Origin of the sequence: Mucilaginibacter sp. 14171R-50, assembly GCF_010093045.1 — a bacterium.
In the GTDB taxonomy this organism is placed as follows: Bacteria; Bacteroidota; Bacteroidia; order Sphingobacteriales; family Sphingobacteriaceae; genus Mucilaginibacter.
Map to the genome: position 1 here is coordinate 2,779,296 of NZ_CP048115.1, position 12,839 is coordinate 2,792,134.

Here is a 12,839-nt window from a genome sequence, read left to right on the forward strand (position 1 = left end):
TTAATTTAACAGATTAAAACCCAATTTTATGAGAAAACACTTGTGGTGGATCATTGGCGCTTTATTGTTATTTTCTATTACGGTTATCAGTTGGACACCGTCAAGCGCGATCAAGACAAATAAAATTAGTGACGCTAAAACATTAGGTGCTAAAGAACTTTTTGCACAATACGTTGCTGATATATACAACACAGCCAACTTGCAGCAAACAGGCATGAATATGGCTGTGCTGCAAAAAGCAGTTACAGGGTATCTTAACCTTAAGCTTGCTAATAAGCTGCATGATAACAGCAATATCATTACTGTAATTGACTTTACAAGATCAAGCCGCGAAAAGCGTATGTGGATCATTGATATCCTGAATAAATCGTTGATATTAAACACATGGGTTGCGCACGGTCAGGGCAGCGGCGATGACATGGCCAGCCGTTTTTCTAACAGTAACGAGTCGCACCAAAGCAGCCTGGGATTTTACCTGGCAAGCGAAGTTTATTTTGGTAAACACGGCCGTTCGTTAAAGCTTGATGGCCTTGATGCCGGTATAAACAGCGCGGCGCGTGCACGCGGTATTGTTGTACATGCTGCCGACTACGTATCGCAGGGAACTATTAACCAGTTAGGGCGTTTAGGCCGCAGCTTTGGTTGTCCTGCCGTATCAACAGCGGTATCTGATAAGGTTATCAACACCATTAAAGGGGGCAGCGTTTTATATATCAACGGTAACGATACTAAATATACATCTAAGTTATTAGACGAAAACGCGGCGGCCAATTTTTTTGGGCCGGATAATGCCGCAGCTATAGCTAAACTATAAACAAAAATAAATATAACGAAGCCCGCCCGCAGAAATGCGCGCGGGCTTCGTGTTTTATGTCCGGGCAACCGGCCAGATACAGTTGTTATAGCGCGGCTATCTGCTCTGGTTTAGCTAAAAACTTTTGAAGGTGCCCGTACAACACGATATCCAGTCCGTACACATCCGGGCGGTACTGCAATGTGCCTGTTTCATCAACCCAGCAGGTAACATAAGTTATATACACCGGCATTTTCTTCGGTAGCGCGATGGTGGTAGGGTCTGGCTTGTCTTCGCTCATGTCTTTAACAATTTTCTGATAAGTAGGGCCATCTCCAAACACTGCTTTTGCCAACGCTTGCGGGTCGCCAAGCCTAACACAGCCATGGCTCAATGCACGCACGTTTTGGCTGAAGGCAGTTTTCGCGGGTGTATCGTGCAGGTAAACGCTGCTATTATTTTTAAACAGGAATTTGATTTTGCCCAATGAGTTGTCATCGCCGGGCCGTTGTTTAAATTCATATTTATCTTTTGGGGCGTTTGCCCAGTCGATAGTTTCCGGGTTTTCTATCTTTTTGCCGCCTTCAAACACATCTATACCTTTATTATCAAGGTAGTAAGGGTCTTTTGCGGCTTCTACCATTATCTCTTTGCTGGCTATGCTTTGGGGGATGTTCCATACCGGGTTAACCTGTACGCTGTGTATCATGCTATTCAACTGCGGTGTTTCGCGACTGAACGGACGGTCTATTTTATCACTTTCATCATACTCAACCAAGCTGTTGGTGTTATCCACGTTGCGGCCCTCGCCAACAACAACCTTCATATTTAGGATAGAGTGACCGTTTTCCATCACGTCTAAACGGTAATCCGGAATATTTACAATAACGTATTTTGATTGTGTGGGTTTGTTCTTCCACCTCAGGCGTTCCATATTTACCACCAGGTACCGGTTGGTTTCTTCCTGGGTCATTCCCTTGGCCGCACCGCCGGCTATCAGCGCTTTTTGCATCATTAAGTACTGCGGATTCTTTGGCTGTATGCTATCCAGGTATGCTTTAAGGTTATTTGCATGAAGCGTTTTAAGCATCGATGCACTGTCCGGGCGTTTGGTTTCAGTAAAGTACCGGGCATATATCTTACGCGGGCTAACCATACCATATTCCAACGCATTTGAGTAATTGATAAGCGAATTTGCTGTCAGTATCTCTAACTCGGCGATATCATGGTACGCTTCATCTAAATTTTTGATAGCCTTTTTATCTTTGAATTTTGCTACCAGTTCTTTTATCTGGTTAGCCTTAAACATACTGGGGTCAAGGCCGTGCTGGCCTGCTTTTTCAAAATAGGTTGCAGTAATATCTACGTCGCCGTTAAATATATGGTCCATTACAAAAACCGGGTCGTAGCCGTTTTCCTCGTAAAAGGCTGTTATCAGGTTAGGGTTGGCAACTTTAGACCTTTCGTCGGCAAGCATTTTTTTAAAAACCTGGGCAAGTCCCTCCGGTGTGGCATCTTTAAAAACCTTATTATGGGTTTTTTTATAAAGCTCCTTACCAAGGTCCGACCGGCTTTTTTTACAGCTTTGCAGGGTTAAAGTTGATAGAACAAGTAGTGCGAGTACCAGCGGCGCCGCCGATTTTTTGATAGTATTTATAAGGATCATCTTAAATGTATTTACAGTTATATGCACTGGTACGCAATTGCCATACCATAAAGCTGTGCAAACATGTATTTGCTGTAATTGGCGATATTGTTAAGGCGCGTGTTTGTTTATATTTGATGCATGGCAAATGATGATCTCCCCGAAGTTTGGCTGCGCGGGCCATTGCCCGGAATACCCGCTTTACTACAGCCCGTTGCACATGCGCTGCTACAGGCGCGAGATGAATTACGCCTGATAATGAGCAATTTCCCGGAGGAATTATTATGGGAAAAAGTTGCAGGCATGGCGTCTCCGGGTTTTCATCTGCAGCATTTAACCGGTGTACTTGACAGACTATTTACTTACGCACGGGGCGAAAATTTAACCCGGCAACAGCTCGATTACTTATCCGCGGAAGGTAAAACGACCACTTTTACATACACTGTTGCACAATTAGTAGAAAATTTTAACTATCAAGTTAATCAGGCTATCGATCAATTGAGCAGTGCAGATGAAGCCAGTCTGTGTGATTTTAGGGGAGTAGGGCGCGCGCAATTGCCTTCGACAGTAATAGGACTTTATACGCATAGCGCCGAGCACACCATGCGGCATTTAGGGCAATTGCTTGTAACGGTTGCCGTGTTGAAAGCGCTTTAAGAATATCATCAGCTGGCTTATAGTACTACCAAATTGACGTTTTATTTCAACACTATCTCTGCAACATCCGAATAGTCTTTGGCGCGGTGGGTCACACCCTCGTTTGTGTGCTTGTCTTCCGGGTCGAACAGGAAGGTATCAATCCCCAGTTCAATCGCGGCTTTTATTTCTGAATTGGGGTCGTCGCCAATAACCAGTATCTCCTGCTCAGCGTAGCCATACTCTTCAATTATTTTTTGGAAAACATCTTTTTTAGTTTGGTTGGATAACTCCGGATCTACCACGTAAATATTTTTAAAATCAGCGGCGATGTTTAGCCGGTGTACCTTGCTCATTTGCAATTTGGTAAAACCAGTAGTCACCAAAAACTTATCAATTGGTATTGCCCTCAGATCATTATAGTGCTCAAACGGATACATCGGCTCTTCGAATGTACAATTGCGCAATATTTCCATCCCTTGCTCTTTCAATTCAGCGCTGAAGCCAAATTCATCTGCTACGTGTTGGTAGGGGCGGCGCGTAAGCTCGTCTTTAGCTTTGTCGGCAGCGGCTTTGTTGTCCCTGCCCAGATCTTCATCTATAAGTTTAAATAGTTTGTCGAAAAGCTGATGAGCTATCGAACTTACAGGATATATGGTGTTATCAAGGTCTAAAAATAAAGCGCGTTTCATTGTGTGAGTGTTATAGTTGTCGCGGGCAGGCCGATATCGTCGATTTTAACAGCTTAAAGCGTTTTTTGTTATATTATATACGGCAAATAACTGTGCTTTTTGGGTGTAAATCAAATCAGTATCAGCATATCTACAGCTTCGAGTTCCTGTTTCGCAGCCAGTGGTCGGCCAGCACCAAAGCAGCCATAGCCTCTACAATAGGTACAGCACGCGGCACCACACAAGGGTCGTGGCGACCTTTGCCCGATATTTGGGCGGCATTACCGTGCCCGTCGATGGTTTGCTGGCTTTGCATGATGGTTGCAACCGGTTTAAAGGCAACCTTAAATTCGATAGGCATACCATTGCTTATACCGCCCTGTATGCCACCCGAAAAGTTAGTACGGGTGCCGATGCTGCCATCGGTGTTTTTTATAAAAATATCGTTATGCTCTGAGCCGCGCATTTCGCTGCCGCTAAAACCTGACCCAAACTCGAAACCGTGTACCGCATTGATGCTGAGCATAGCTTTGCCCAGGTCGGCGTGCAGTTTGTCAAATACCGGGTCGCCCAGGCCAACAGGGGCGCCGATGATGTGACAGCTCACCTTGCCGCCAACCGTATCGCCCTGTTTGCGTATGCTGTCTATATATTCTACCATCTCGGCGGCAGTGGCCGGGTCAGCGCAGCGCACGATGTTTGCCTCCCTAACTTCTAAAAATTCGGCTGCGGTATCTATAAAAATATTCGGTGCGTTAATGGTGCCTACGCTGCTTACGTGTGCCAGTACCTCTATCCCCTGTGTCTTTAATAAAAGTTTGGCTAAGGCCCCTGCAGCCACCCGTGCCGCTGTTTCGCGTGCCGATGACCGGCCGCCGCCGCGATGATCGCGTATCCCATATTTAGTGGCATAGGTATAATCGGCATGACTGGGGCGAAATACATCCACATTATGGCCGTAATCTTTTGAGCGCTGATCTTCGTTTGGGATGATCATGGCGATTGGGGTACCGGTGGTTTTACCTTCAAACATACCGGATAGTATCTTTACAGTATCACTCTCTTTACGTTGTGTTGTAATTTTGGATTGCCCCGGTTTACGTTTATCCAGTTCGGCCTGTATATAATCCAAATCAACATCAAGCCCGGCGGGGCAACCATCGATTATTACGCCGATAGCTTCGCCATGTGATTCGCCGAAAGTTGTTATCCTGAATGATTGACCAAATGAATTACCTGCCATGTTATTTTAGATGTGAGATATTAGATTTAAGATATGAGATTATTTCTCCACCCGTCGTCATTGCGAGGTACGAAGCAATCTCTTTAGGACGAGTATACACCCTTCATAAGGGAATGGCGTAAAGAGATTGCCGCGCCTTGCTCGCAATGACGCGCAGAGTATTTATTTTGCCGGGTTAACTTCAAACGACACCTTTTCCAGATCCTTCCAGAACGCCGGATACGATTTTTCGACCACGTCGGCGTCTTCCACTTCCAGTTCGGGTATCAGCGTGGCCAGCGGCGCAAAGGCCATTGCCATACGGTGATCGTCGTAAGTGTTTACAAACATACGTTGCGGAATTTGTTTTTCGCTGCAATCCAGTTTGTAAACCTGCCCTTTTTCGATCAGTTTTACGCCAATCTTTGCCAGTTCGGTTTGCAGGGCTAATATACGGTCGGTTTCTTTAATTTTTAGAGTTTCCAGCCCGGTAAAAGTAGCTTCGTGTCCAAGCGCCGCGCACACCACTATAACGGTTTGCGCAAGGTCCGGACATTCCTTCAGGTCGAATATCTTACGGAAGATCGGCTTTGGTTCTTTGGTTAAGTATACGCCGCTATCCTTAAATACCGAAGTGATACCAAAGTTGGCCATCAGCTCGGTGATCACACTATCACCCTGCAGGCTATAAGATGTTAACCCTGGCAAGAAAAGTTCGGCTTCATCGCTCAAAGCGGCTATAGCGTACCAATATGAAGCCGCGCTCCAATCGGGTTCTACATGCAGCGCTGTTTCTGCAAACGGCTGATTTTCTATAGTAATAACATTATCCTGCCACGTATGCTGTATGCCCGCCTGCTTAAGCATGGCTAAGGTCATTTCTACGTACGGGCGGGATGTTAGGTCACCCTCAATCTGCATGGATAGCCCTTTGGGCAGGCTCGATGCGATAAGCAGCAACGCGGTAATATACTGACTGCTTATATCTCCTTTTATGCTGATGCGGTTTGCCTGCTGCTGAAATCCACCGTAAATTTTGATGGGCGGATAACCCTCATTATTTACATAATCAATCCTGGCGCCCAGTTTACGCATGGCATCTACCAGTATCCCGATAGGGCGCTGCTGCATCCGCTCTGAGCCGGTAAGTGTTACTTCGTTGCCTTGCAAAGGCAGGTATGCGGTTAAAAAACGCATAGCCGTACCTGCGGGACCTATGTTTACAAGCCTCAAGTCCTCAGTATTAAGTTCTGAGTCTTCCTGACTTTCGACTTCAAACTGCTGACTTAAGACTTCTTTCAAGGTAACCGCGTCCGCGGCATCCGACATGTTTTCGACCTTTACCTTGCCACCGCTTAATGCCTGGATGATGAGGGCTCGGTTACACTCACTTTTTGATCCTGTCAGGTGTATCGTGCCTTTCGCCGAATTGCCTTTTTTTGTAAGAATGATATTTTGTTTTGCCATTATTGCACCGGTTAGTTTATTGGTCACATTTATGATGATAGTTAGCGGCGGTGAGGACAGCCTTAGGTAAAATTACCGCCTTAGGAATGATTTAATATCCTAAACTAATCTCTAATCAACCAATCACTAATCACTATTTACGCGTGTGTCAATTTTTCTGCCGGGGCCGATTCCTGTCCCTGGTTCATGATCTCGGTTTGCTTACGGATAGATTCGCTGTGCATCAGTTCCAGCAATTTCTCGGTAAATTCGGTACTCAATTTTAATGCTTTGGCATAACCGGTACGTTTCTGTAATATTTCGTCCCAACGGTTTACCTGCAAAATAGTGATATTATTATCCTTTTTGTAGTTACCAATCTTCTCAACAATTTTCATACGCTCGGCCATCTTCTGAATAACCAGGTCATCAATTTTATCAATCTGGTTGCGTAGTTCGGCAAGTTTGTCATTCAGCTCGGCACCTTTAACTTCCGGTTTACGTAAGGCCAGGTGATCTATAATTTCAGATAGCGCGGCAGGGGTAACCTGTTGTGCGGCATCTGTCCAGGCAACAGTAGGGTCAATGTGTGACTCGATCATCAGGCCCTGCATATCAAGGTCTAACGCTTTCTGCGAAATGTAACCTATCAGGTCGCGGTTGCCGGTAATGTGGCTTGGGTCGTTGATGATAGGCAGGTTTGGTACCAGCGTTTTTAAAGCTATCGCGATGTCCCACATAGGTTCGTTACGAAAAGCCGATTTTTCATATGACGAGAACCCGCGGTGAATAGCCGCCAGTTTAGTGATGCCGGCATTGTTAATACGCTCTAACGCGCCTACCCATAACGAAAGATCGGGGTTAACAGGGTTTTTAACCATAACCGGTACATCAACACCGCGCAAAGCATCAGCAATTTCCTGTACGGTGAAAGGGTTAACAGTACTGCGTGCACCAACCCAAAGGATATCTACACCGGCGTTTAAGGCCTCTTCAACGTGTTTAGCGGTAGCTACCTCTACAGCGGTTGGCAGGCCGGTCTCTTCTTTAGCGCGTTTTAACCACTCTAAACCAATGCTGCCAATGCCTTCAAACTCGCCCGGGCGGGTACGGGGTTTCCAGATACCTGCACGCAGGGCGCTGATTTTACCGGTTTTTGCTAATAAATGCGCGGTCGCAACCAACTGATCTTCAGTTTCGGCGCTGCACGGGCCTGCAATTACAAGAGGCTCTTTGCCCGATTTATTGATCCACGAATTAAGGGGCTGTATGTTTAAGTTATGTTTCATGTTCGTTTTTTTAGTCCGGAAGTCCGAAAGTCGGTTAAGTCCGGAAGATTATTGTTTATGTTTCTGTTATTTTTTTGTTATGTGTCACTTTCGGTAATCCGACTTCTTCTATTCTTTCGGACTTTCCGACGGCGGACTTCCGACTTTTTTTACACTGATGTATTTTTTTGTTTTTTCGGCTTTCAAGGGTTTAGGGGTGGTATCGTCCTCAAACCGCTGATACTCGCCCAGTATGTTAAAATTGTGTGTGTATTTTAATATCTGCCTAATGGCGGCATCGTATTGTTTGCCTTCTTCCCACTCTATATCCACATAAAAATTATAGTCGTTTGGCTTGCCTAAAACAGGCATGCTCTGAATTTTGCTCATGTTCACGTTTTCCTGAGCGAAAATATTAAGCACTTTTGCCAGCGAGCCAACCTCGTTACTTACCTGGAAACATAGCGAAGCTTTGTTACCCCCGGTTTTCTTTTTAGCATTTTCATGCGTGGTAAGTATCAAAAAGCGCGTAAAATTCTTTTTGTTCGATTCTATCCGGCGCTCCAGAACATCTAAACCATATAATTGAGCCGCAAGCGTGTTGGCTATGGCTACGGTGTCAGTCAAATTTTCCTCGCGGATGCGTTTGGCACAAGCGGCCGTATCGCTGCTTTCTACTATTTTAAGATGAGGGTATTCGTCAAAAAAATCGATGCACTGGCGAATAGCGATAGGATGGGAGGTTACGTATTTAATTTGCTCGAACCTTACACCCGGCAAAGCCATCAGGTGCAGTTGTATCGGGATGTAAACCTCGCCAACCACCGGGAAGCTGTAACTCATCATGAGCGAATAGTTTGGCAATATGCTGCCTGCAATGCTGTTTTCAATAGCCATCACCACATAATCAGCTTCTTTTTTCTGCAAAGCTTCAAACGTTTGCTTAAAAGAGTTACACTCAATGGTTTCAATGTCCTGGCCAAAGTATTTAAAAGCCGCTTCTTCGTGAAACGAAGCGCGTGTACCTTGTATAGCAACTCTTGGTTTTTCTGTTTTCATTATGCGTATAAAGCAAAAAGTCCCGGCTTTCTGGGCCGGGACTTTTCAGTGTTTTGTATGTTTTGTTAGTACATATCAGTCCCGGCTCTTACTGGTAAAGTAAAAGTAGTAACCATAAAAATATGCACGTTGTGTTGTCATTGTTTGTTATGCCGTAAATGTACAAGTAAAAATTGTTTTGTCAATAGATAATTTTATTTTTTGTAAAATAATTAGCCCTAACAGAATTTTATTTGCCAAAATGCTGCTTAAACTTATGTTGCAGGCTTTGCCGGTACCGGAACAAGCTTGGGTTGGGTAATGCCTTGTTTTTGATACACGTCCTTATTCATCTCAAAATGCATCTCCGACATTTGATTCTGATACTCCTCTATGGCTTCTAAGCCCACCTGGTAGCGGCGCTGGTTTACATTGGCGCTATCGGCAAGCGGGCGCGGTATAGCCTGGCATAACTTGGTATTATAGGTCATTTGTGTGCCGTATACCTGTTTTTTACCTGTGTTCAGGTTCACCCGGTCTGTTAAATAAGCGAAATTTTTGGCGTCACCATTCTTTTTAAGCACCTCCGGCTTCATAGCCTCCAGCACTTGTTGTTGAAAAGCAGGCCATTTATCGCAGTGTTGTACCATAAGCCAAAAGTTGTTCGATCCTGTTTTTCCCACCTGATCAAAACCCGGGTACCCGTACTTTTTAAAAATAGTTTCTAACAGTTGCTGGTGACTGGCAAATACGCTGTCTTTAAACTTGTCCCATTTTTCGCGTGGCCACTCTTTGTAAACACCTTCGGGTACTTTGGCTGCAATTTGGTCTACCACTACCCATTTGGCAAGGCTATCAGCCAGCGGTTGGTTAAATTTCTTTTGCTGGGCAAAGCTTACCAGCGTAATGCACATCAGCAATAATGTTAATTTACTTTTCATGTATAGGCAAGATAAGAATAATATCCTGGTTTAATAAAACGCAGACAAGCTTCGCTGTGTTATAATAGTGCCTTCTAAAAACAGTGGTATTTTAAACCGTGGCGTAATACCTTAAACTATCGTAAAGCTCGTCGGCATTGCAAATGTTATCAATACTATACCGGCCAATATGCTTAAGCAGGGTGCAATTGATCTGGCCGTTCTGGTTCTTTTTATCCTTAAGCATATGTTCCAACAGGGTAGGGAAGATGCTTTCGTCAATTTTATATTTTGGATACAAGCCGTTTAACACCTGCGCTATTTCGGTCAGTTCATTATCGGGTAAGCCGATCTTTTTATTTGATAACCAGGCCTCGCAGATCATGCCAATGGCAATAGCTTCGCCGTGAGATAGCGGGTCTTCATCGTTCATCAGCGACCAGGTTTCAACTGCGTGGCCAACGGTATGGCCAAAATTCAGCGCCTTGCGGATGCCTTTTTCGTGCGGGTCCTCTATCACCACTTCGTTTTTGATCTCGACGGAGCGGTGAACCAGTTGCGCCGATGGCTGGCTGAGGTCGCTGGTTTTTAGTTGATCCCAATATGCCGCATCTACAATAAGGCCATGCTTCAGCATTTCGGCAAGGCCCGATAATATCTGGCGGGCAGGAAGGGTTTTCAGGAAATCCGCATGCATAAACACCGCCTTAGGCTGCGTAAATGTGCCGATGATATTTTTTACGCCATCCAGATCAACCCCCGTTTTGCCTCCGACCGAGGCATCAACCTGCGATAGCAGGGTAGTGGGTACCTGCACAAAATCTATCCCCCTTTTATAAGTAGATGCAACAAAACCGCCCATATCGGTAATAACGCCGCCACCCAGGTTTATCATGAGGGCTTTGCGGTCGGCCCCAAAGTCGATCAGCATTTTCCAAATGCCCACGCAAAAATCAATGTTCTTGCTTTCCTCGCCCGCATTTACTTCAATAATATCAAAGTTATCAAACGCATCAAGCTGTTGCTTTACTATGGGGAGGCAATGTTCGCCTGTATTTTCATCGGTAAGTATAAACACCCTGGAGTAGTTGCCCTGCTTTACAAAGTTTGCCAGTTGAGTTATGCTATTATCAAAAAAGATAGGGTAGCTGTCGCTTTGGATGGTTTGCATGTTATATAGCCTTTATCTTTTGGCCCCTGAATTCAACAATATCCCCAGGCTTTACCTTAAGGCGTTTGCGGTAGTCAACGGTGCCGTTGTATACCACTTCACCGTGCTCTACAACTATCTGCGCTTCGCCCCCGGTTTGCACAAGGCCGGCTGCCTTAAGCAGTTGTATCATTGGGATATAGTCGCCTTCTACCTTAAATTCTGTCATGTGTGGCAAAAATAAACTATTCATGGAATAATGAGTTATCATTTTATAATTTTGCACAATACTTTAAGGGGTTGATAGTTATTAGTTCATGGTTCATAGCAACACATGATGGCTACTATGAACTGTGATCCATGAACTGAAAACAAATGAGTCCAAACGATAAATTATCCTTCGAAAATACCGAGATCGCTTTCCGTCATTCATCAAACACCGACCTTAACCGTGCCTACTGGCTGTTCAAGGTCATCAATGTTAATTTTTTGGTTAATATAGGCCCGCCGATAACCAATTTTGCCGTAAAGATAGGGCTGCCCGTTAAAGGGCTCATAAAGGCCACCATATTTAAGCACTTTTGCGGCGGCGAAACCATTCAGGAATGCGCTAAAACTACGCAAAACCTGGCCGACGGCGGCGTTGGGACCATATTGGACTACTCGGTTGAGGGTGAAGACGATGAGAAGGTGTTTGATGCCACCCGCGACGAGATCATTCGCACCATTATCACGGCCTCAAAAAGCAAAAATATACCACTTACTGTTTTCAAGGTTACGGGTGTAGGCCGCTTTGGGTTGCTGGAAAAACTCGACGAAGGGTTAAAGCTAAGTGTTGATGAACAATTAGAATGGCAAACCGTACAGGATAGAGTGCTGGCCATATGCGAAATGGCACACTCCGAAGGTGTGCCGGTAATGATAGATGCCGAAGAAAGCTGGATACAAAAAACCATTGATAACCTGGCTTTAAATATGATGCGCTTTTTTAATAAGGAAAAAGCCATTGTATATAATACTTATCAATTATACCGCCACGATAAGCTGGCATCGCTGGTAGGCGACCATACGGTTGCCGAAAGCGAGGGATTTATTTTGGGCGCCAAGATAGTACGCGGCGCTTACATGGAAAAAGAACGCAAACGCGCTGAAGAAAGGGGTTATCCATCGCCCATACAACCTGATAAGGCCGCTACCGACCGAGATTACAACGACGCGCTGATATACTGCGTTGATAACGTTGCCAATGTTGCGTTTGTGGCCGGTACCCATAACGAAGACAGCTGCCGCCTGCTGGCCGACCTGCTGAACGAGAAAAAGATAGACCACAAGAACCCGCATGTGTATTTTTCGCAGCTGCTTGGTATGAGCGATAACCTGAGTTTCAACCTGGCCAACGCCAATTATAATGTAGCCAAATATGTGCCTTACGGGCCTATCAAAGCGGTATTGCCTTATCTTTTCCGTCGCGCGCAGGAGAACACCGCCATTGCCGGTCAGATGAGCAGGGAACTAAGCCTGATTGTAAAAGAGAAGAAGAGAAGGAACGCTTGATCATTCCCTTATAATGTCGGTGTCTACAGGTGTATAACCAAGTTGCCGGCTCATGTTTATCACCTGTCCTTTATGGTGAAATTCGTGTGTAATAACGTGCGTAAATACTTCAAAAGGCGAACGGGTAAGGGTGTTCCCGTCCGGGCGGGTAATAAACATCTGCTGCTCCGGCGAGTCTTTAAAAGCGTGCAAAAAATCGTTCGTTATCAGGTCTACCTGTTGGTAGGCGTTACGTACCGCCCTTAGGTCACGGTGTTCCTCTTCACCAAAATAAGGCCGTTGTTGCTGCAGTACACTGTTAGCCAGCCAAAACAGGTAACAATTGGCCACATGCATCAGTTGCGAAACCATGCTCTCATTATTAAATGATGGAAGCGGCGTTAGCAGATGCGCCGGTTTAATGGTTTCGCAATAATCAAATAACGCCCCGCGGGCCGATATAACTAACTGGTATTGACGAAGCAGTGTTACGTACATACTATATCTCACACATTAA

13 protein-coding genes are annotated in these 12,839 nt (G+C 45.2%); 3 read left to right on the plus strand and 10 right to left on the minus strand.

Annotated features, from left to right (window positions below):
- Positions 1–28 precede the first annotated feature (28 nt).
- Complete coding sequence (locus GWR56_RS12795; RefSeq protein WP_162431625.1) at positions 29–814, plus strand: murein L,D-transpeptidase catalytic domain family protein; 786 nt, start codon at positions 29–31, stop codon at positions 812–814.
- Positions 815–899: 85 nt separating this feature from the next.
- Here the strand turns inward: GWR56_RS12795 and GWR56_RS12800 are convergent, their stop codons facing one another.
- Entirely contained in the window at positions 900–2,459 is a 1,560-nt protein-coding gene (locus tag GWR56_RS12800) for a L,D-transpeptidase family protein (RefSeq protein ID WP_162431626.1), read from the minus strand.
- 120 nt (positions 2,460–2,579) lie between these two features.
- On the opposite strand from GWR56_RS12800, the gene GWR56_RS12805 reads away from it, so the two are divergent.
- Positions 2,580–3,095, plus strand: a complete 516-nt coding sequence (locus GWR56_RS12805) for a DinB family protein (RefSeq protein WP_162431627.1) — start codon at positions 2,580–2,582, stop codon at positions 3,093–3,095.
- Positions 3,096–3,136: 41 nt separating this feature from the next.
- Here GWR56_RS12805 and GWR56_RS12810 read toward each other — a convergent pair whose 3' ends face one another.
- From GWR56_RS12810 to GWR56_RS12845, 8 genes are all read right to left on the minus strand, one after another.
- Positions 3,137–3,766, minus strand: a complete 630-nt coding sequence (locus GWR56_RS12810; protein ID WP_162431628.1) for an HAD family hydrolase — start codon at positions 3,764–3,766, stop codon at positions 3,137–3,139.
- A gap of 130 nt (positions 3,767–3,896) precedes the next feature.
- Positions 3,897–4,988: a chorismate synthase gene (gene aroC, locus GWR56_RS12815; protein WP_162431629.1), complete on the minus strand. Its 1,092-nt coding sequence runs from the start codon at positions 4,986–4,988 to the stop codon at positions 3,897–3,899.
- A 162-nt stretch (positions 4,989–5,150) separates the two neighbouring features.
- The gene (gene aroA / locus GWR56_RS12820; RefSeq protein ID WP_162431630.1) at positions 5,151–6,434 is read right to left on the minus strand and encodes a 3-phosphoshikimate 1-carboxyvinyltransferase; all 1,284 of its coding nucleotides are present in this window, start codon (positions 6,432–6,434) and stop codon (positions 5,151–5,153) included.
- 137 nt (positions 6,435–6,571) lie between these two features.
- Positions 6,572–7,702: a chorismate mutase gene (locus GWR56_RS12825; RefSeq protein ID WP_162431631.1), complete on the minus strand. Its 1,131-nt coding sequence runs from the start codon at positions 7,700–7,702 to the stop codon at positions 6,572–6,574.
- Positions 7,703–7,810: 108 nt separating this feature from the next.
- Positions 7,811–8,740, minus strand: coding sequence for a prephenate dehydratase (locus GWR56_RS12830; RefSeq protein ID WP_162431632.1), 930 nt, complete (start codon positions 8,738–8,740; stop codon positions 7,811–7,813).
- Between the two features lie 254 nt (positions 8,741–8,994).
- Complete coding sequence (locus GWR56_RS12835; protein ID WP_162431633.1) at positions 8,995–9,660, minus strand: DUF6624 domain-containing protein; 666 nt, start codon at positions 9,658–9,660, stop codon at positions 8,995–8,997.
- A 91-nt stretch (positions 9,661–9,751) separates the two neighbouring features.
- Positions 9,752–10,810 carry a 3-dehydroquinate synthase gene (aroB, locus tag GWR56_RS12840; protein WP_162431634.1) on the minus strand — a complete coding sequence of 353 codons (1,059 nt, stop codon included), beginning with the start codon at positions 10,808–10,810 and terminating at the stop codon, positions 9,752–9,754.
- 1 nt (position 10,811) lies between these two features.
- Positions 10,812–11,018, minus strand: a complete 207-nt coding sequence (locus GWR56_RS12845; RefSeq protein WP_162433197.1) for an RNA-binding S4 domain-containing protein — start codon at positions 11,016–11,018, stop codon at positions 10,812–10,814.
- A gap of 146 nt (positions 11,019–11,164) precedes the next feature.
- On the opposite strand from GWR56_RS12845, the gene GWR56_RS12850 reads away from it, so the two are divergent.
- The gene (locus GWR56_RS12850) at positions 11,165–12,343 is read left to right on the plus strand and encodes a proline dehydrogenase family protein (protein ID WP_162431635.1); all 1,179 of its coding nucleotides are present in this window, start codon (positions 11,165–11,167) and stop codon (positions 12,341–12,343) included.
- On the opposite strand, the gene GWR56_RS12855 is transcribed toward GWR56_RS12850, so the two are convergent.
- A complete protein-coding gene (locus GWR56_RS12855) occupies positions 12,344–12,820 on the minus strand; it encodes a DinB family protein (RefSeq protein WP_162431636.1) in 477 nt (158 codons plus the stop codon). It lies immediately after the preceding gene.
- Positions 12,821–12,839: the final 19 nt, after the last annotated feature.

What these genes read in the sequence shown, in the direction of transcription:
- GWR56_RS12795 (WP_162431625.1), top strand. Translation starts at nt 29, where the DNA reads ATGAGAAAACACTTGTGGTGGATCATTGGCGCTTTATTGTTATTTTCT.
- GWR56_RS12800 (WP_162431626.1), bottom strand. Translation starts at nt 2,459, where the DNA reads ATGATCCTTATAAATACTATCAAAAAATCGGCGGCGCCGCTGGTACTC.
- GWR56_RS12805 (WP_162431627.1), top strand. Translation starts at nt 2,580, where the DNA reads ATGGCAAATGATGATCTCCCCGAAGTTTGGCTGCGCGGGCCATTGCCC.
- GWR56_RS12810 (WP_162431628.1), bottom strand. Translation starts at nt 3,766, where the DNA reads ATGAAACGCGCTTTATTTTTAGACCTTGATAACACCATATATCCTGTA.
- aroC (WP_162431629.1), bottom strand. Translation starts at nt 4,988, where the DNA reads ATGGCAGGTAATTCATTTGGTCAATCATTCAGGATAACAACTTTCGGC.
- aroA (WP_162431630.1), bottom strand. Translation starts at nt 6,434, where the DNA reads ATGGCAAAACAAAATATCATTCTTACAAAAAAAGGCAATTCGGCGAAA.
- GWR56_RS12825 (WP_162431631.1), bottom strand. Translation starts at nt 7,702, where the DNA reads ATGAAACATAACTTAAACATACAGCCCCTTAATTCGTGGATCAATAAA.
- GWR56_RS12830 (WP_162431632.1), bottom strand. Translation starts at nt 8,740, where the DNA reads ATGAAAACAGAAAAACCAAGAGTTGCTATACAAGGTACACGCGCTTCG.
- GWR56_RS12835 (WP_162431633.1), bottom strand. Translation starts at nt 9,660, where the DNA reads ATGAAAAGTAAATTAACATTATTGCTGATGTGCATTACGCTGGTAAGC.
- aroB (WP_162431634.1), bottom strand. Translation starts at nt 10,810, where the DNA reads ATGCAAACCATCCAAAGCGACAGCTACCCTATCTTTTTTGATAATAGC.
- GWR56_RS12845 (WP_162433197.1), bottom strand. Translation starts at nt 11,018, where the DNA reads ATGACAGAATTTAAGGTAGAAGGCGACTATATCCCAATGATACAACTG.
- GWR56_RS12850 (WP_162431635.1), top strand. Translation starts at nt 11,165, where the DNA reads ATGAGTCCAAACGATAAATTATCCTTCGAAAATACCGAGATCGCTTTC.
- GWR56_RS12855 (WP_162431636.1), bottom strand. Translation starts at nt 12,820, where the DNA reads ATGTACGTAACACTGCTTCGTCAATACCAGTTAGTTATATCGGCCCGC.